Source organism: Paremcibacter congregatus, from assembly GCF_006385135.1.
Classification (GTDB): domain Bacteria; phylum Pseudomonadota; class Alphaproteobacteria; order Sphingomonadales; family Emcibacteraceae; genus Paremcibacter; species Paremcibacter congregatus.
Map to the genome: position 1 here is coordinate 3,540,556 of NZ_CP041025.1, position 18,832 is coordinate 3,559,387.

The window sequence follows — 18,832 nt, forward strand, 5'->3', positions numbered from 1 at the left end:
TTTATGACCACAGAACACAACATCAGCACCATGATGCAGGCCATGGGCCAGGCCGCCAAGGCCGCCGCCCAAAGCCTTGCTCTGGCGACAACAGATCAGAAAAATGCAGCGCTTCAGGCCGCCGCACAGGCCTTGCGCGCCCAACAGGAAACCATCCTTAAAGCCAATGCCCGGGATATGGAAATCGCCGAAGCCCGCCATCTGGCGCCGGCGCTGCTCGACCGCCTGATGCTTGACCCTGCCCGCATAGAAGCCATGGCCGGCTCGCTGGATGCCATCGCCTTACTGCCTGATCCGGTCGGGGACGTCATGGCGGCCTGGGACAGACCCAATGGCCTGAATATCTCCCGGGTGCGGGTGCCGCTCGGCGTGATCGGCATCATCTATGAATCCCGCCCCAATGTTACCGCCGATGCCGGAGCGCTGTGTTTGAAATCCGGCAATGCCGCGATCCTGAGAGGCGGCAGCGAAAGCGCCCGGTCGAGCAAAGCCATTCACGACTGCCTGAAGGAAGGCCTGCGCGCCGCGCGGCTGCCGGAAGAGGCCATTCAGGTTATTCCGACCCAGGACCGCGCCGCCGTCGGCGAATTGCTCGGTCTGGTTCAATATGTTGACATCATCGTGCCCCGGGGCGGCAAATCGCTGATCGAACGGGTGCAGCAAGACAGCCGGGTGCCGGTCATGGCCCATCTCGACGGCATCTGTCACGTCTATATTGATAAAGACGCCGACCTGGAGAAAGCCGTCGCCATCACCCTCAACGCCAAAATGCGCCGAACGGGCATCTGCGGCGCGACCGAGACCCTGCTGGTGGATCAGGACGTGCTCGACAGTCACCTGCCCGCCATCATTGATGCCCTGAAGATCGCCGGCTGCGAACTGCGCGGCGATAAGGCCGTTCAGGCTCTGGATGAAAGCATCCTGCCAGCGCAGGAGGCCGACTGGACCACCGAATATCTCGATGCAATTTTATCCATCAGAACGGTCGACGGCGTCACCGGGGCCATCGACCATATCGCCCGCTATGGCTCTCAGCACACCGATTGCATCATCACGGAAAATGCCGTGACGGCAGAAATCTTCCTGACCCAGGTCGACAGCGCCATCGTTATGCACAACAGTTCTACCCAGTTTGCCGACGGCGGTGAATTCGGCATGGGCGCCGAAATCGGCATTTCCACCGGCAAGATGCACGCCCGCGGTCCCGTGGGACTCGAACAACTGACCAGCTACAAATATCAGGTAAGGGGCGATGGACAAACCAGACCCTGACATTTTACCCTCATCCCCCACGGGATGGGCAGGTCAAAAAATCGGCTTGCTTGGTGGGTCCTTCAACCCGGCCCATTCCGCCCATCTGGAAATCAGCCAGATGGCGCTCGACCGGCTTGGTCTGGATGCGGTCTGGTGGCTGGTCTCCCCACAGAACCCCCTGAAGTCGGCCGACGAGATGGCGCCACTGAACCACCGTATGGACAGCGCCCGCGCCGCCGCAAGCGACAAACGCATTCACGTCAGCGATCTGGAGCACCATCTTGGCACCAACTATACCGCCGATACGGTACAGCAGCTGGCCCGGCTCTGCCCCGACAGCCATTTTGTCTGGTTGATGGGGGCCGATAATCTGGCGCAATTTTGCCAATGGCGCGACTGGCAAACCATCGCCCGCACAGTAGTGTTTGCGATTTTCAATCGTCCGGGGTATTCTGAGGCCGTTGAGACGAGCGAAGCGGCCCGCCATTTTCAGGATACCCAAATCCCGGCACGGAACGCACGCAATCTCGCCACCATGACCCCCCCGGCATGGACATTTATCCGGGAGACAGAAAATCCGTTATCATCGACTGAGATGAGACGAAAAAGCGTTTAATAACCAAAGGTTACACAATACATTGCCGACAAATAATTTTTCTGAAGATGGCGTATCCTCTTCATCTGAACCGCAAAGTACGGTCTCTCTTTCCGAGTTAATCCTCGCCTCACTGGAAGACGACAAAGCGGAAGAAATCATCTCCATCGATCTTAAGGGAAAAACCAGCATCGCCGATTCGATGATTATCGCATCCGGTCGCTCCACCCGTCAGGTCGCCGCCATCGCCACTAATCTGGCGACAAAAATCAAACACGCGGGCTATGCCCCGCCCAAAATCGAAGGCATGGAAAAAGCCGACTGGGTCTTGATTGACGCTGGCGACGCCATCGTCCATATCTTCCGTCCGGAAGTCCGCAGTTTCTATAATCTGGAAAAAATGTGGGACATGGACATCAGCCCGGACGATTTCACCCCGGACAAGGTTCTCGGTAGCTAGGATCCAGCCTCTTTATGCAGGTCACCCTTCTCACTGTAGGCCGTTTGAAAAACGGGCCGGAAAAGCAACTGATTGACACCTATGTCAAACGCTGCCCCTGGCCCGTTTCGATTCATGAAGTCGAAGAGAAGCGCCCGATCAAAGGCGTGGAACGTATGGCCCGCGAAGGCGATCTTCTGCAAAAGGCACTGAAGGATCACGGCGGCGCCGCCCCGTATATCATCGCCCTTGATGAGCGCGGCAAAACCATGCGCAGTCCGGATTTCGCCAAGCTGATTGAAAAACGTCAGGATGCGGGCACCGCCAATCTGGTGTTTCTGATCGGTGGCGCAGACGGCTACGCGCCGGACATCAAGCAACAGGCCCACAGCCTGTTATCGCTGGGCGAAATGACCTGGCCTCATATGATGGCGCGGGTGTTGATTTGTGAGCAGCTTTACCGGGCCTCCTGCATTCTCGCCGGGCACCCATATCATAAAGATTAAAAGCCGCCACAGGGGCGTCAAAGCCCGAACCGTGCTACTGAAACAATATTAAGCTTGATTTTACGCCTCTTTAACCTACTTTTTGTTATTATAGTGCCTATATGTAAGAAAAATTGATATTACAAGGAATGTTTACCAAACCGATGACCATCCTGCCCGAGACGTCCGCCACACGTACCGTTGAAACCGTAAGCCCCACGAAACCTGTCGTTCTCTGCATCCTCGATGGATGGGGCAGTCGCAACGAAACAGTTGATAACGCCATTCGTCTGGCCCATACGCCCAACTATGACCGCCTGACACAAACCTGTCCCATGGCCTATCTCGAAACCTCCGGTCTTGCCGTGGGACTGCCCGAAGGCCAGATGGGCAATTCGGAAGTCGGCCACACCAATCTTGGCAGTGGCCGGGTGGTGCTGCAGGATTTACCCAAAATCGACAAGGCCATCACCGACGGTGATCTGCCCCGTATCCCGACCCTGCAAGACGCCATCGCCCAGTATAAGACCTCCGGCGGCACCTGCCACCTTATGGGCTTGCTGTCCCCCGGCGGCGTTCATAGCCATCAGGACCATATGGTGGCACTGGCTAGCGCCCTGTCTGACGCCGGTGTGCCGGTAGCGGTTCATGGCTTCCTTGACGGCCGCGACGTCCCCCCCAGCAGCGCCGAGAAATATGTCGAAAAATTCGAATCCGATATCGCCGCCCTGCCCAATGTAAAAATTGCCACCCTCTCCGGTCGTTACTACGCCATGGACCGGGACAAGCGCTGGGACCGCGTGGAAAAAGCCTATCGCGCCATGGTCTGCGCCGAAGGCGAAACCGCCAGCAGCCCCCGGGACGCCATTGCCCGCAGTTACGCGGCGAAGGTCACGGATGAATTCGTCCTGCCAACCATTATCGGCGACTATTCAGGCATTCAGGACGGCGACGGTATTTTGATGGCCAACTTCCGCGCCGACCGGGCCCGGGAAATCATCACGACCCTGGTTGATCCCGATTTTGACGGCTTTACCCGCCCTCAATGCCCACAGCTGTGCAGCAAACTCGGGGTAACGGAATATTCCGTGGCGCTCAATCAGTTCATGACCGCGCTTTTCCCGTCAGAGGATATCATCGACACCCTTGGCGAGATCGTTTCTCAGAACGGCCTGACCCAGTTGCGGATTTCGGAAACCGAGAAATACGCCCATATCACCTTCTTCTTCAATGGCGGCTCGGAAGCCGTTTATCCAGGCGAAGACCGCATTCTGATCCCGTCCCCCGATGTGGCGACCTATGATCTGAAACCGGAAATGTCCGCCCCGGAAGTCACCGACAAACTGGTCGAGGCCATTACGGGCAAGACATACGACCTGATCGTGGTCAATTTCGCCAACCCGGACATGGTCGGACATACCGGCATCATGTCGGCGGCAAAGGTCGCCGTCGAGACCATCGACAACAGCCTCGGCCGCCTGGAACAGGCGCTGACCAAAGTCGGGGGCACCATGCTGGTCACCGCCGATCATGGCAATATCGAACTGATGAAAGACCAGAACACAGGTCAGCCCCACACGGCCCATACCACCAATCTGGTGCCCTATATCCTGGTCAACAGCAAAGCCGCCGTCGGGCTTCTGAATGAAGATGAACGCTTCACTCTGGAGAATGGCTGCCTGGCCGATGTGGCCCCGACAATTTTGACCCTGATGGGATTGGAGCAACCGGATGCCATGACCGGTCATTCCCTGCTGAAAGTCACCACAGCCCCGGTAAAAGAAAAGGATCTTGCCCCTGTCTGAACGCCCGATTCCGGTTAAGACATACCTCCGTCAGACAGCTTTCCTGCTGCTGGGCGGGCTGTTGTGTCTTGCGCCCGCCGCCATGGCGGCCAGCGCCCCGGTCCAGGATCACGATCAGAGTGAAGCGTTGCAGGATATGCGGGAAAAGATCAACGCAACATCCGCGAAAGCCATGGATTTGGAACAACAGGCCCAGGGCGTTGATGAAGAAATCAACGAGTTGCGCAAAACCCTGGTCACCGCGGCACAGAATATCCGTTCCACCGCCAGCGACGCCCAGGAGGCGGAACAAAGCCTGAAGGAACTCAATGATCAGGAAGTGCTGCTGGAAAATTCGCTCGAAGGGCGTAAACACCAGATGGCAAAAACTCTGGCCGCCATGCAACGCCTGAGCCAACAGCCGGCGGAACTTGTGGCCTATCGCCCGGACAAGGCCGTCAACCGCCTGCGCAGTGCAGGTTTGCTCAATACCCTGCTGCCGGAACTGGAAAAGCGCGCCGAAACCATCCAGAACGATATCGTCGAACTCGACGCGCTGCGCGATAAAATCAGCCGGGAACGGGAAGAACTCAAAACCATCCTCGCCACCCTGACCGAGGAGCAGCTGGAAATGAACCGGCTGATGGAAAAGCGCCATAAACAACGTGAAGCCCTGCGACTGGCTACCCGGGAAGAACGCCGCAAACTGCGAAAATTCGCCAAAGAGGCCAAAAATCTCCAGGAACTGATCGCCAAGATCGAGCAAGAAGCCCGCGAACGCGAAAAAGCCGCTAAGGAAGCCGCCCGCCGTCTGGCGCAAAAACCCAACACCGCGAAAAACACCCCGCCCCCCGGATCGGCCCGCGCCAAGTTGCGCAATCTGCCCCAGGCCCCGGTCGCCTTTGCTCAGGCCAAGGGCACCATGCCCCTGCCGGCGCAAGGCGTGATCCGCACCCCTTACGGCGCGCGCACTACCGATGGTAAATCCGCCGCGGGAATCAGCATCCATACCCTGCCCCAGGCCATGGTGGTCTCGCCCTATGAAGGCCGGATCGTCTTTGCCGGAAAGTTCAGAACTTACGGACAAATGTTGATTATTGCCCACGGACAGGAGTATCATACTCTCTTGGCCGGAATCACCCGTCTGGACGCCGAAGTCGGGCAATGGGTCCTGAAAGGTGAACCTATCGGGCAGATGGCCTCTGGCACACAGGCGATGGCCTCAAAAGCCCGCGCCGTGCCAGGACAGAATTTATATGTCGAATTAAGACGAATGGGGAAACCCATTAATCCGCTGCCCTATATTGTAGCGCGAGATAGAAAGGTACTTTGAAATGAGAAAACATGCTGTCACCCTTATAGCTGCCCTGGCGCTCGGGAGCGTTGCCCTGTTCGGGACAACCACATCCCAAGGCAAAAGCTCGGACACTTATAAGCAGCTCAATCTGTTTGGCGATGTTTTCGAAAAAATCCGCGCCCAATATGTCCGCGAAGTCACCGATGAGGAACTGATTGAAGCCGCCATCAACGGCATGCTCAGCTCCCTCGACCCGCATTCCAGCTACCTGAACGCCAAAAGCTTCGAAGGCATGCAGGTGCAGACCAAGGGCGAATATGGCGGACTTGGCATGGAAGTCACCCTCGACAAGGGTGTCGTCCGCGTTGTCTCCCCCATCGATGACACCCCTGCGTCCCGCGCCGGCATTCAGGCAGGCGACTACATCACCAAACTTGACGGCGAACAGGTCATGGGCCTGACCCTGACAGAAGCCGTTGATCTGATGAAAGGCGAAGTGGGCACCGATATCACCGTCACCGTGATCCGCAAGGGCGAAAAGGCCCCGCTGGAAATCACCCTGACCCGGGACACCATCGTCATCAAATCCGTCCGGCACCGGCTGGAGGGAGAAGTGGGATACATCCGGATTTCCTCCTTCACACAGAAAACTGAAGGGGGCCTGATTGAAGCCCTGAACGAAATCAAGGAAGAACTCGGCGACAATCTCAAAGGCGTCGTGCTTGACCTGCGCAACAACCCCGGCGGGCTGCTGAACCAGTCCATCGCCGTGTCCAGCGCTTTCATGGAACGGGGCGAAGTGGTATCCACCCGCACCCGTAACGATGAGCATGTGCAGCGTTATCCAGCCCGTCGCGGCGACCTGATCGATGGCAAGCCGCTGATCGTTCTGGTCAACGGGGGGTCGGCTTCGGCGTCTGAAATCGTCGCCGGCGCCTTGCAGGATCACCGCCGCGCCGTGGTCGTGGGCACCAAAACCTTCGGCAAGGGGTCCGTGCAGACTGTCTTCCCGCTGGGTCCTGACGGCGCCATGCGTCTGACCACCGCCTACTATTTCACCCCGTCCGGCAACAGCATTCAGGGGGACGGCATCACCCCTGACGTTCTGGTCGAACAGATTCGCTTCGAAAAAGCGATCACACTGGACAGCCGCCGTCGGGCCGAAAGTGATCTGCGCGGCAGCCTCGCCAACCCTAACGCGTCCACAGATGATGACGCCGTTGAGGAAGACGAAGAAAAAGCAACAGAGCCTGCCGCAGCGGAAAAACCCGCTAAACCGGATGAAGCCAAAAGCGATAAAAAAGCCGAGGCCACAAAACTTACAACCGCAAAAGATGATTACCAGCTCAATTATGCAATTAATCTCTTGCATGGCATGGCCATCGCGCGCAACGTACATTAAACACAACAGGACAAAAACAGTCCATAAGGGGATGCCTGTAACAGGGTCAAAGGAAAATGCAAGACGCGCCTGAACTCTTGAGCATGACTCGCAGTCGAACCGTGCGGCCTTTGGTTGCGGCCTGGGTGCTGGTCTTTGTCATCCTGGGTGCAGGCGCCATCTGGCTGACCCTGGCGGCCAATCCCGATGCGACAGAGGAAAGACCGGCCGCGGACCCCGCTGTGGATCAGGAATATGCCCTTCAAGATAGGCCGGTCATCATCGCCCTGCCTGATGACGCCCCGGCAGATCATGCCCCGTCCGCAGAAAAAGCCCCCGTTACCAACCCTCTGGACGCCCCTGCGCCCGAGATCGGAAAGGACAGCGAGTCATCCGGCCGAATGGCCTTGGTACCCGCGCCCATCGACGGGCTGATCATGCAGGGCGCCAACGGACCTTTGCCGGTGCTGGGACCGGATTCACTGGTCGCCTGGCAGTCTTACGCCCGCCCCCATGATATGAGCGATACCCGGCCAAAGGTGGCGATCATCGTCACCGGTATCGGCCTCAACAGTAAAGCAAGCGACCTCGCCATCACCACACTTCCGGGAGAGGTTGATCTCGGCTTTTCCCCCTATGGCCGCAAACTGCAAGACTGGATGGACAAGGCCCGGGCCTACGGGCATGAAGGTTTTCTGATGATCCCGACGGAGCCCCTGCGCTACCCCGAGAATGATCCCGGCCCGCATACGCTGCTCGCCGGCGCCTCCAGCCGCGATAACCTGAAAAAGCTCGACTGGCTGCTGTCCCAGGTCACCGGTTATGTCGGCGTAATTAATGAAATGGGCTCCAAATTCACCGCCTCCGAAGAAGATGTCCAGCCGGTTATTGATGATCTGAAAGCGCGGGGATTGATGTTACTCGATTCGCGGTCTACCCGCTTCAGTGTTGCCGCCAAACTGGCGCGTCGCAGCACCATGCCGCGGGCGATCAATAATCTTTATATCGATAACCAGATCAGCTCTGCGGAAATTACCCGCAATCTGACCCAACTGGAAAACACGGCGCGGTCCATGGGCGTTGCCGTCGGCGTCGCCCGGGCGCTGCCTCTCAGCATTCGTGAAATCGCCGCCTGGGCCCGGGATCTGGAAGAGCGCGGCATCGAACTGGTGCCCATTACCGCCATCGCCAACCGCCAGCCGGTGCGTTAAACCCTTCTGTTATACCAGTTCGGGGAAATATTTATCCTGTATGGCATGCGTATGACGCACCAGGTTGGCATGGCTGCGCGCCACATCAATAATCGGGGCGCTGAAGGCGTCGGACAACACCATCTGAGACATGAAACCAAAGACCGCCGCATCAAGCGTGCTGGGCTTGTCCCCGAAGAAATAAGTCTTATTCCCCAGAAAGTCGGACAGGGCTTTTAGATCCCACGACCCGATTTCAGTAATTTCCTGACTGCTGTGCCGTCCGATACCATGTTCCTTCAGGCGGCGGCGCACATTCTTGCGCACCATATTCGGCACGAACAGCTTCAAAGGGAAAGGCAAACTGCCAAAGAACAATTTGCTGATGATCACCCAGTTATGATCAAGAATCCAGCGACCATGCACCAAAGTCCAATAGAGGTTTTCATCAATCATCTTGGTCATGCCATGGGCGATGGCCTGCTGCTCCGGCGTCAAGTGACCATCAAGGCTTTCGTCCTGCCTGGCTTCCAGATAATGCAGGATAAACGTCGAATCCGCGACAATTTTTCCCCCATCCCTGATATAGGGCAGCTTGGATTTCGGCGAACTGCGGAGAAGGTGCGCCCCGGTATGCACCTCATATGGCTGATCCGTCATCCTGAGATAGGTTTCGACTTTTACGCAAAAAGGACTGGGGTCACATACTTTTCCAAGGGCGCCGAATTTAAACAGTTCAATCATAATCTTCTCCTGAAATTCAAAATAAGCAGACTATGTTCTATGTATGTTCTTTTGACAAGTAAAGTTTTTTTGATCCCACCAGGAAAGCGGTTTATAGTACCGTGTGAAAATAAATAACAGCAGTATGAATGTATGACATCTGAACTCCCCTATCGCCCCTGCGTTGGTATTATGTTGCTCAACCAGGACAATAAGGTTTTTGTCGCCAAACGAATTGATACCCTGGTAGAAGCCTGGCAGATGCCCCAGGGCGGCGTAGATGAAGGCGAGGACCCGGCCACCACAGCCTTTCGCGAAATGGAAGAAGAAATCGGCACCCGTAATGCTGAAATCGTTGATGAATATGACGGTTGGCTCACCTATGACCTGCCGGACCATCTGATTGGCAAGGTCTGGAAAGGCAAGTATCGCGGCCAGAAGATGAAATGGTTTGTCCTGCGGTATAAAGGCACCGACGGAGACATCAATATTGAAACCACCCACCCCGAATTTTCTGAATGGTGCTGGCTTGATATGGAAAAATTGCCGGAGACCATTGTCGCTTTCAAAAAGCCGCTGTATCAGAAGCTGGTTGACCGTTTTGGCAAATGGGCGTGAGATCGTCGTTTCGGACATGAGACTGAACCATGCAAATTGAATGCACCAAGCTTTGTATCCTTTCCGCTGTAAAACAGGCATACAGCTGCCTGTGGCATTACAAGCTCCAGCACATCCTCATTGCGCTGGTCGCCGCCCTGCCTTTCTGTCTGGCCGGGTTCCTCGGCGGTCTTGACACCGTCTTTTCGGTTACCGCCCGCGACCAGCCCTTGCCGGAAGGCTTTAATCTGTCTTTCACATTGCTGGTGCTCACCACATTCATCTGGGCTTTTCCGGTGATCATATTATGGCACCGGTTGTATCTTCTAGGGCCGGAACATCTGATCCGGCGCAAAATATGGCCTTTGATCACCCGCAGCCTCAATGTCATCAGCCATTCATTGATCTTTTTTGGTTTTGGCCTGGTAACCGCCGTTCTGATGACGGCTGGCATCGTCTATCTGCGCATCAATACGGAATCCGCCGCCATGGCCGGCACCATATCCGAACTGGGACAGATGGAAGCCGCCCTCTATAGCATCGGCGCCCTGATTGTCGTCTGCTTCCTGCTGATTATAGGTCTGCGTCTCAGCATGGCCTTCGCGGCCCAGTCCATCGGCAAGACGTTAGGGTTCACTGTTTCCTGGCGCATGACCCGCAAGAACACCTTTCGCATGCTGATCGCGACAATACTCGTCATAAGCCCCCTGCTGGCGCTCGACGGCGCCCTGATCTGGGCCGCCGATCATTTCTGGCAGATTGACCTGATCAATGGCACGGCCCCCAACCCGGATATGATGTATCTGTTTGTTTATCTCACAGCACCACTGATTACCCTGCCCCTGGCGGCGCTCTGTTCTCTGACCTCAAGTTTCTATCGCCATTGTGGCTGCGCGGAATTCAGGTCATCCCTGTCGTAACATTCAAGGTTTCAAATCCCAAAAACGTTCCGGGGGTTGCCAGCAGTCCGCCGCATGTTTCACGGACCAGCGACTGATTTCATGGAGCACCGGAATCATGTCCCGACCCCTCTCTCTGATGAGATACTCGTATCTTTTCGGTTTCTCCTGATAGAGTCTCTTTTCGAGAAAATCGAGTTTCTCCAATCGTTTCAGGCGGTCTGCCAGGATACTGGTCGGGATTTTTTCAGGGCTTTCCTGAAACTGTTTATAGCGCGTCTTGCCCATTAACAGATCCCGCAGGATAATCAGGGTCCATTTGTCGCCAACCACGTCCAACGCGATGGAAATCGGGCAGGACGAGCGCAGTCCTGCCAGCCGCGTGTCATCATCTTTAATCTCATACATGGGACAATTCTACAGGCTTTCATTTGGCTTGCAAAGTTAAATTCGCTTGATATACTTCAGTGACTTCACTTTCACAAGTAACCTAAAAAAATATATATATGAAACCATTGAAGGGAAAAGATCATGACCAATTTCACAGGTTCCTGCATGTGCGGCAAGGCGTCTTATCACGCTGATACGGAGGCGCTCTTCACCGCCCATTGCCATTGTCAAAACTGCCGAAAATCCAGTACCACAGGCCATGGCTCTCTAATACTCCTCCCCGCCGACGCCTTGACGGTGACGGGGGATTTGTCCCGCTATTCCTGGACAGCCGACAGCGGCCATAAGATTACCAAGCATTTCTGCGGCACCTGCGGCTGTCTGGTGTATCAGGAGAATGACGCTCTGCCCGAGGGCCGGGGAATCGCAGTCAATCTGCTGGACGACCCTGAGGTTTTCGCCGCGCAAATGGTGGTCTATAGCTCCCGGGCGCTCAGTTGGGATCAACCGGCTACTGGCATACCCGCCTTTCCTGAAATGCCCCCGATACCCGGCGCATAGGTGATGTTATGACAGAAACTTTCACCGGGTTCGGCCCCGCCTTCTGGTCCTTTTTTGCTGAACTGAAACAGAATAACAACCGCGACTGGTTCACGGATAATAAAGCCCGTTACCAGCAAGATGTGGTCGCGCCGATCAGCGCTTTCATTACGGCCATCGCCCCAAAACTGCACGAGATTTCCCCCCATTACAATGCCGACCCAAGACCCAACAAGGGCTCTATGTTTCGCATTTACCGCGATGTCCGCTTTTCAAAGGACAAACGCCCCTATAAAGAACATGCCGCGGCCCAGTTCCGCCACCACATGGGAAAAGACGCCCACGCCCCGGGCTTTTATGTCCATCTGGAACCCGGCAACGTGATGTGCGGCGGGGGCATCTGGCTGCCCCCTGGTGACAGCCTGCGTCAAATCCGCGAGCGCATCGCCACCCGGCCCAGAAAATGGCAGGCGGTGCTGGAAAACCAGGATTTTCAAGCGACCTTTGACGGGGTGCGGGGCGACAGCCTGAAACGCCCGCCGCGCGGCTTTCCTGACGACAGCCCCCATATGGAGGATCTCAAACGCAAGAGTTTTTTCGCCATGCGGACGTTCGATGACGACCCGGTTGTTCGGAGCAACGCTTTTGTGGATGAGGTCGTCGCCACCTTCACCGCCGCAATTCCGCTGATGCAGTTTATATCGGATGCGGTTGGCAGCGAATTCTAACGGGTCTCGCCCTCAACGACAAAGGCCAGAATCTGTGTGATCTGGGCCGCGCGGAAATTGTCATCAGATATCAGCAGAACCGTTCGGCGGCCATCGTCAAGCGGCTTGCCAAAGGCCATACCTTCCAGATTGTCAATCGCTATTCCCAGGCTGCCAAGATCAAGCAGAAGGGTCTTTTCCGCCGCCGTAACCGTCTGCCCCGCGAGGCTGTCCAGCGCCAAGACGTCAGTCGCCGCCGTCATATCCGCCAGATAGAGTTTCACCGACAGGCCGGCGCCGGTGGAGAAGGACCGCTCCATCACGATATATTTCTGCTGATCCAGCGCCAGAATCGCCACCACGCCATTGACCGAGAAATTGCCAAAGGGCAGGCTCTCGCGATGCACCGGCGAGACCGGATAGATATGTTCCGCCACCGGCTTTCCCGTCGCAATGTCCAGGGTCAGGAAGCGCACCGGCGCGCCATGACCGGCCGTCGCCTCCGCCGCGTCCTGCACCAGTGGCCCTTCGGTGGACACCGTCAGGGATTTCCCGTCCCTGTTAATCGTCAGGGCCTCAAACGCCAGATTGTCCCGCACCCCGTTACTGCCCGCATCATTGAGCAGATATTTCGCCGGCAGGCTCAGATCTCTGATATAGCGGCCATCAAGGGCCATTTCACGAATAAAAGGGGCCACGCGATGTTGGGCATGTCCTTCGCTGGTCCAGAAGTAACTCTGACCGCCGGGGGCAAGTTTCAGGGCTTCCGGATCGACGCTCGTCTCGCCCATCATGGTCGGGCGCGGAAAGAAACTGCCATCCGGCCGCCTGATGAAATGCCGGTCAACAAGATGCCATCCGGGAAAGCCGGTCTCGTCGAAGGTCAGTTCCAGCTCGTAAAAACGCGCCGGGTTGCGATCTGATCGGTCATCCGAGATCGCCACATAACGCCCGGTTACCGGATTATAATCCAGCGCCGACAGCCCCCCGACCGTCGTGTCCTTATACATAAAACCATGTGGGATCACCTGCTGCCCGATATAGGCGAGCGCGATGTCCTCCGCCGAGGCCGAAACCGACGGCGTCAGAAATAACGCCCAAAGCCCGAGTAACGTTGCGATTCTAGTCCTCATAACAGCCCCTCACGTAGGTATAATGATCTTCAAGCGCTATCTTGACCAACTGGTCATTTTTTACAACAAAAAACCCCGCGAAAGTGATTTTCGCGGGGTTTTAAATTTTATCGTCTCAGAGACAGCGTTTTAAGCGGCAAGGTCCAGTACACCGAGAAGCTCAACCAACCGGTCGCGCGCTTTTTCGGCTTCCGCCCGCTGGGCGTCGTCCTTGGCGTCGGCCACATCTTCGTTGGCGTCCTTCAACTGCGCTTCCAGCGCCGCCCGGTCAACTTCACCAAGCGGGGTCGCTTCCTCAGCCAGAACCGTCAAACCTTCCGGGTTCACTTCGGCAAAGCCGCCGCGCACCAACAGACGTTGCGGCTCATCGCCGTTATGCACTTCCAGAATACCGGCCCGCAAAGTGGACACCGCCGGTGCGTGATCAATCAACACACCAAAGTCTCCCTCAACGCCCGGCACCACGACCATGTCCACATCCGAGGACATCAGCAGTCTTTCCGGTGAAACGAGTTCGAAATGTAACTTTTCGGCCATTCCGGCTTCCTTCTAGCTAATGCAATTAAGCGGCGTCAGCCGCCATTTTCTGGGCTTTCGCCACGGCTTCTTCAATGCCACCGACCATAAGGAAGGCTGCTTCAGGAAGATCGTCGTGCTTGCCGTCAAGGATTTCACGGAAACTCTTGATGGTAACCTCCAGCTCAACAAATTTACCTGGCATGTTGGTGAAGACCTCGGCCACATGGAACGGCTGTGACATGAAACGCTCGATCTTACGGGCGCGGGCCACAACGATTTTGTCGTCTTCGGACAGTTCGTCCATGCCGAGAATGGCAATGATGTCCTGCAGGGATTTATACTTCTGAAGGATTTCCTGAACTTCACGAGCCACCTTGTAGTGGGTTTCCCCAACCACGTCGGCAGACAGAATACGGGATGTTGAATCAAGCGGATCCACCGCAGGATAAATCCCTTTTTCAGAAATCGCACGGTTCAGAACGGTTGTCGCATCCAGATGGGCAAAGGAAGCCGCAGGGGCCGGGTCGGTCAAGTCATCGGCTGGCACATAAATCGCCTGCACGGATGTAATCGATCCTTTGTTTGTCGATGTAATACGTTCCTGAAGCGTACCCATGTCAGTCGCCAGTGTTGGCTGATAGCCCACAGCGGACGGGATACGGCCCAGCAGCGCGGACACTTCGGCGCCGGCCTGTGTGAAGCGGAAAATGTTATCCACGAAGAACAACACGTCCTGACCTTCCTGATCACGGAAATATTCCGCAACCGTCAAACCGGACAGGGCCACACGAGCACGCGCCCCGGGAGGCTCATTCATCTGGCCATACACCAGAGCCACTTTGGACTTGTCGCCTTCGAGGTCGATCACGTTTGATTCGATCATCTCATGGTACAGATCGTTCCCTTCACGGGTCCGTTCACCAACCCCGGCGAAAACAGAGTAACCACCGTGGCCTTTGGCGATGTTGTTGATCAATTCCATGATCAAAACGGTTTTACCAACACCCGCGCCGCCAAACAGGCCGATCTTGCCGCCTTTGGAATAAGGGGCGAGCAGGTCAACCACTTTAATGCCGGTCACAAGAATTTCTGATTCTGTGGACTGGTCGGCAAAGGCCGGCGCATCCGCATGAATAGGCGCAACCTGTTTTGTGCCGATCGGGCCACGTTCGTCAATGGGTTCGCCCACAACGTTCATGATCCGGCCCAGTGTTTCCGGACCTACCGGAATGGAAATCTGCGCGCCTGTATCAGATACAGGGTTACCGCGGACCAAACCGTCTGTGCTGTCCATGGCGATCGTGCGGACTTCGTTTTCACCCAGATGCTGGGCGACTTCGAGAACAAGGCGGTTGCCGTTGTTATCCGTTTCAAGCGCGGACAGAATAGCTGGCAAGTCGCCGTCGAACTTTACGTCAACAACGGCACCAATGATCTGGCTGACGCGACCGATATTCTTTGCTGTCATTTTATTTCAACTCCCGGGGCCTGGGCCCTCGCTCCAATTTAAACGTTATCAGAGCGCTTCCGCGCCCGAAATAATCTCAATCAATTCATTTGTAATCACGGCCTGACGGGTCCGGTTGTAAGTGGTCCGCAGGCTGTCAATCATATCACCGGCATTCCGGGTGGCGCTATCCATAGCGGTCATCCGGGATCCCTGCTCACTGGCGGCATTTTCTAGCAATGCCCGGAACAGCTGCACCCCGAGGTTACGGGGAAGAAGCTCTTCCAAAATTTCTGTTTCGTCCGGCTCATAGTCGTAAGCGCCGTTGTTCAGATCAACAACCTTGTCCGCATCGAAAGACGCCGGGATCAATTGCTGGTCAGTCACAATCTGGGTCAGGGCCGACTGGAATTTGGCATAAAAGAGTGAACACACATCAAATTCGCCATCTTCAAAAGCCTTAAGCAGATAGTCGGTCACCGGCGAGGCATCGGCAAATCCCAAACGCTTCACATGGGACATATCGAAATGCTTGACAATCCGGCCGCTGAATTCACGTTTCAGAGAACCCGCGCCTTTTTTACCGATGGTGACGATTTTGACATCTTTACCTTCGGCAATCAAACGTGCGATCTTGGCCCGGGCGCCTTTAACGATATTGGTGTTAAACCCGCCACACAAGCCGCGCTCAGAGGTTGCCACGACAACCATCTGTACCTGATCACTACCCGTCCCGCCCAAAAGTCTGGGCGCACCAGGCTGGTCAACCATGCTGGAGGCCAGAGACGCCAAAACGCTTTCCATACGCTCGGCGTATGGACGTGCCGCTTCAGCCGCTTCCTGTGCCCGACGCAACTTGGAGGCCGCAACCATTTTCATGGCCTTGGTGATCTTCTGTGTGCTTTGCACACTTGTGATCCGGTTTCTGAGATCTTTAAGGTTAGCCATACTGACTTTTCCTAAAATTACTAAGTTCTAAAAGAAGCCTGGTCCCGACCTGCGTCGGGACCAGAATGATCCTTAGACAAAATTCTTCACGAAGTTTTCGAGAACAGATTTCAGCTTGGCCTTACTGTCATCGGAAACCTTGCCTTCAGCGTTAATCGCATCCAGAACATCTTTATGCTGAGAATGCATCTCGGCAATCAATGCTTCTTCAAAGCGGCCAATGGCGGACACGTCGACTTTGTCGAGGTAACCATTCACGCCGGCGAAGATGGACACAACCTGTTCGGCTACAGACATCGGTGAATATTGTGGCTGTTTCAGCAATTCCGTCAGACGGGCGCCACGGTTCAGCAACTGCTGTGTCGCGGCGTCAAGGTCGGACCCGAACTGGGCGAAAGCCGCCATCTCGCGATATTGCGCCAGTTCCAGTTTAATGGAGCCGGAAACCTGTTTCATGGCTTTGGTCTGGGCGGATGAACCCACACGAGACACGGACAGACCCACGTTAATCGCTGGACGAATACCCTGATAGAAGAGTTCTGTTTCCAGGAAGATCTGACCATCGGTAATGGAAATCACGTTGGTCGGAATATAGGCGGACACGTCACCGGCCTGGGTTTCAATGATCGGCAGAGCCGTCAGGGAACCATTGCCATTGGCGTCATTCATTTTCGCCGCACGTTCGAGCAAACGGGAATGAAGATAGAAAACGTCACCCGGATAAGCTTCACGCCCCGGAGGACGGCGCAGCAACAGGGACATCTGACGATAGGCCACAGCCTGTTTCGACAGATCGTCATGAACTATCACGGCATGCATGCCGCCGTCGCGGAAGAATTCACCCATCGCGGTTCCGGTATAAGGTGCCAGGAACTGCAGAGGCGCAGGCTCGGAGGCGGTCGCGGCGACAACGATGGAATATTCCATGGCGCCACGCTCTTCCAGAGCTTTCACGATCTGAGCAACAGTTGAGCGCTTCTGGCCAACCGCAACATAGATACAGTAGAGTTTTTTGCTCTCGTCATCACCGGCGTTGACTTCTTTCTGGTTAAGGAAAGTATCAATCGCAACAGCGGTTTTACCGGTCTGACGGTCACCAATGATCAGCTCGCGCTGGCCACGGCCAATCGGCACCAGGCTGTCAACCGCTTTAAGGCCGGTCTGCACAGGCTCATGCACGGATTTACGCGGGATAATGCCAGGGGCCTTAACTTCCACGCGGGTCCGGGTCACATCTGTGAGCGGGCCTTTACCGTCAATCGGGTTCCCGAGCGCGTCAACAACGCGACCCAGCAGGCCACGGCCAACAGGCACGTCCACAATACTCCCGGTACGCTTAACCGTGTCGCCTTCTTTAATGTCACGGTCAGATCCAAAGATCACGACCCCGACATTATCGGCTTCGAGGTTAAGAGCCATGCCCATGATCTTGCCGGGAAATTCAACCATTTCACCGGCCTGAACATTATCAAGACCATATACACGAGCGATACCGTCACCGACGGACAGTACCTTACCAACTTCTGAAACTTCAGCTTCCTCACCAAAATTGGCAATTTGCTCTTTCAGGATCTTAGATATTTCCGCTGCACGGATGTCCATTATCCAACCTCTTTCATTGATTCTTCAAGATTAGCAAGTTTAGTCTTCAGGGATGAATCGATCATGCGGGAACCGATTTGAACGACCATGCCCCCAAGGAGGCTTTCGTCTTCTTCTGTTTCCACATTCACATCACTGCCGACCATTGATTTTAATTTGGCCTTCAAGGCGTCAAGCTGAGCTTTCGTCAGCTTGTGCGCCGTCACCACAGAAGCACTCACTTCACCGTTATGGTGGGCGAGAATTCTGTTGAATTCAGTAATAATATTCTGCAATTGGTCCAGGCGGCCATTTTCAGCCACGACCCCAACGAAATTCGCCACCAGCTTATCCAGCTTGGCGGCGGAAACTACGGCGGATACCGCACGTGCCTTATCTTCGGAGGAGAATACAGGATTTAAAGTCAGACCTACGAGATCTGAGCTTTCCTTAAGGAGCGCGGACAGGGTCGCCATATCTTTCGCAACTTTATCCAGCACTTTTGTTTCACGACCCAGATCGAACAACGCAATCGCGTAACGGCCGGCAAGGCCTGTGATCGTCAGGTTTTCGGAAACAATATTTGAAGCCATATTAGATGACAACGCGTCTTCCTCGAGTTTGAATTGCTCTCAAGCCCGAAAACCGTAATCGCCTTTACGCAACCCGATCAACTGACTAAACATATCTTTAATGGCGCGATACCTAGCACAGTGATCTGAAGACTGCAAGACAGCAAATGGACCAAGGAGGCTTTTTTTAACCCGCGTTATGGCATGCGTTACGGCAATCCTCATATCCAGCGCATATTTCCTCTGCTGAAAAACCAATAGGTCGGGATTAAGCAATGTTTTAATATATTGCCGGTAAAAGGAAAAACCATTTATAGTCAGGCCACGACAAGAACTTCGGCAAAAGGGATT

At 55.4% G+C, this 18,832-nt stretch carries 20 protein-coding genes; 12 read left to right on the forward strand and 8 right to left on the reverse strand.

Annotated elements, in window-relative coordinates; all coding sequences use genetic code 11:
- Positions 1–3 precede the first annotated feature (3 nt).
- The 8 genes from FIV45_RS15645 to FIV45_RS15680 all read left to right on the forward strand — a co-directional run bounded on the left by FIV45_RS15645 (position 4) and on the right by FIV45_RS15680 (position 8,446).
- Complete coding sequence (locus tag FIV45_RS15645; RefSeq protein WP_099473275.1) at positions 4–1,272, forward strand: glutamate-5-semialdehyde dehydrogenase; 1,269 nt, start codon at positions 4–6, stop codon at positions 1,270–1,272.
- Positions 1,253–1,870 (forward strand): nicotinate-nucleotide adenylyltransferase, encoded by a 618-nt coding sequence (locus FIV45_RS15650; protein WP_099473278.1) that lies wholly within the window; start codon positions 1,253–1,255, stop codon positions 1,868–1,870. The genes FIV45_RS15645 and FIV45_RS15650 overlap by 20 nt, the downstream gene beginning before the upstream one ends.
- Before the next feature lie 22 nt (positions 1,871–1,892).
- Positions 1,893–2,309, forward strand: coding sequence for a ribosome silencing factor (gene rsfS / locus FIV45_RS15655; protein ID WP_099473280.1), 417 nt, complete (start codon positions 1,893–1,895; stop codon positions 2,307–2,309).
- A gap of 14 nt (positions 2,310–2,323) precedes the next feature.
- Positions 2,324–2,794: a 23S rRNA (pseudouridine(1915)-N(3))-methyltransferase RlmH gene (gene rlmH, locus FIV45_RS15660; RefSeq protein WP_099473282.1), complete on the forward strand. Its 471-nt coding sequence runs from the start codon at positions 2,324–2,326 to the stop codon at positions 2,792–2,794.
- Positions 2,795–2,922: 128 nt separating this feature from the next.
- Positions 2,923–4,578: a 2,3-bisphosphoglycerate-independent phosphoglycerate mutase gene (gene gpmI / locus FIV45_RS15665; protein ID WP_235868157.1), complete on the forward strand. Its 1,656-nt coding sequence runs from the start codon at positions 2,923–2,925 to the stop codon at positions 4,576–4,578.
- On the forward strand, positions 4,565–5,890 hold the full coding sequence (locus tag FIV45_RS15670) for a murein hydrolase activator EnvC family protein (RefSeq protein ID WP_099473285.1): 1,326 nt from the start codon (positions 4,565–4,567) through the stop codon (positions 5,888–5,890). The genes gpmI and FIV45_RS15670 overlap by 14 nt, the downstream gene beginning before the upstream one ends.
- 1 nt (position 5,891) lies before the next feature.
- On the forward strand, positions 5,892–7,256 hold the full coding sequence (locus FIV45_RS15675; RefSeq protein WP_099473287.1) for a S41 family peptidase: 1,365 nt from the start codon (positions 5,892–5,894) through the stop codon (positions 7,254–7,256).
- Positions 7,257–7,312: 56 nt separating this feature from the next.
- The gene (locus FIV45_RS15680; protein WP_099473289.1) at positions 7,313–8,446 is read left to right on the forward strand and encodes a divergent polysaccharide deacetylase family protein; all 1,134 of its coding nucleotides are present in this window, start codon (positions 7,313–7,315) and stop codon (positions 8,444–8,446) included.
- 9 nt (positions 8,447–8,455) lie between these two features.
- Here the strand turns inward: FIV45_RS15680 and FIV45_RS15685 are convergent, their stop codons facing one another.
- Entirely contained in the window at positions 8,456–9,169 is a 714-nt protein-coding gene (locus tag FIV45_RS15685) for a glutathione S-transferase family protein (protein WP_099473291.1), read from the reverse strand.
- A 132-nt stretch (positions 9,170–9,301) separates the two neighbouring features.
- Between FIV45_RS15685 and FIV45_RS15690 the strand changes: the two genes are divergently transcribed.
- Positions 9,302–9,766, forward strand: a complete 465-nt coding sequence (locus FIV45_RS15690; RefSeq protein ID WP_099473293.1) for an RNA pyrophosphohydrolase — start codon at positions 9,302–9,304, stop codon at positions 9,764–9,766.
- A gap of 29 nt (positions 9,767–9,795) precedes the next feature.
- A complete protein-coding gene (locus tag FIV45_RS15695; RefSeq protein ID WP_099473295.1) occupies positions 9,796–10,665 on the forward strand; it encodes a hypothetical protein in 870 nt (289 codons plus the stop codon).
- A gap of 3 nt (positions 10,666–10,668) precedes the next feature.
- Here the strand turns inward: FIV45_RS15695 and FIV45_RS15700 are convergent, their stop codons facing one another.
- On the reverse strand, positions 10,669–11,052 hold the full coding sequence (locus FIV45_RS15700) for a winged helix-turn-helix transcriptional regulator (protein WP_099473296.1): 384 nt from the start codon (positions 11,050–11,052) through the stop codon (positions 10,669–10,671).
- 123 nt (positions 11,053–11,175) lie between these two features.
- Here FIV45_RS15700 and FIV45_RS15705 point away from each other — a divergent pair, with 123 nt between their 5' ends.
- On the forward strand, positions 11,176–11,595 hold the full coding sequence (locus FIV45_RS15705; RefSeq protein ID WP_099473298.1) for a GFA family protein: 420 nt from the start codon (positions 11,176–11,178) through the stop codon (positions 11,593–11,595).
- Positions 11,596–11,603: 8 nt separating this feature from the next.
- Positions 11,604–12,302: a DUF2461 domain-containing protein gene (locus FIV45_RS15710; RefSeq protein ID WP_099473299.1), complete on the forward strand. Its 699-nt coding sequence runs from the start codon at positions 11,604–11,606 to the stop codon at positions 12,300–12,302.
- On the opposite strand, the gene FIV45_RS15715 is transcribed toward FIV45_RS15710, so the two are convergent.
- The 6 genes from FIV45_RS15715 to FIV45_RS15740 form a co-directional block, all read right to left on the reverse strand.
- Positions 12,299–13,414 (reverse strand): esterase-like activity of phytase family protein, encoded by a 1,116-nt coding sequence (locus FIV45_RS15715; RefSeq protein WP_099473301.1) that lies wholly within the window; start codon positions 13,412–13,414, stop codon positions 12,299–12,301. The two genes, FIV45_RS15710 and FIV45_RS15715, sit on opposite strands and share 4 nt — an antisense overlap.
- A gap of 129 nt (positions 13,415–13,543) precedes the next feature.
- Positions 13,544–13,951, reverse strand: coding sequence for a F0F1 ATP synthase subunit epsilon (locus tag FIV45_RS15720; RefSeq protein ID WP_099473302.1), 408 nt, complete (start codon positions 13,949–13,951; stop codon positions 13,544–13,546).
- A gap of 25 nt (positions 13,952–13,976) precedes the next feature.
- Entirely contained in the window at positions 13,977–15,401 is a 1,425-nt protein-coding gene (atpD, locus tag FIV45_RS15725; RefSeq protein WP_099473304.1) for a F0F1 ATP synthase subunit beta, read from the reverse strand.
- A 48-nt stretch (positions 15,402–15,449) separates the two neighbouring features.
- Positions 15,450–16,328 carry a F0F1 ATP synthase subunit gamma gene (locus FIV45_RS15730; protein WP_099473307.1) on the reverse strand — a complete coding sequence of 293 codons (879 nt, stop codon included), beginning with the start codon at positions 16,326–16,328 and terminating at the stop codon, positions 15,450–15,452.
- Between the two features lie 72 nt (positions 16,329–16,400).
- Positions 16,401–17,930: a F0F1 ATP synthase subunit alpha gene (gene atpA / locus FIV45_RS15735; RefSeq protein ID WP_099473309.1), complete on the reverse strand. Its 1,530-nt coding sequence runs from the start codon at positions 17,928–17,930 to the stop codon at positions 16,401–16,403.
- On the reverse strand, positions 17,930–18,514 hold the full coding sequence (locus FIV45_RS15740) for a F0F1 ATP synthase subunit delta (protein ID WP_204602216.1): 585 nt from the start codon (positions 18,512–18,514) through the stop codon (positions 17,930–17,932). The genes atpA and FIV45_RS15740 overlap by 1 nt, the downstream gene beginning before the upstream one ends.
- Between the last annotated feature and the right edge of the window lie 318 nt (positions 18,515–18,832).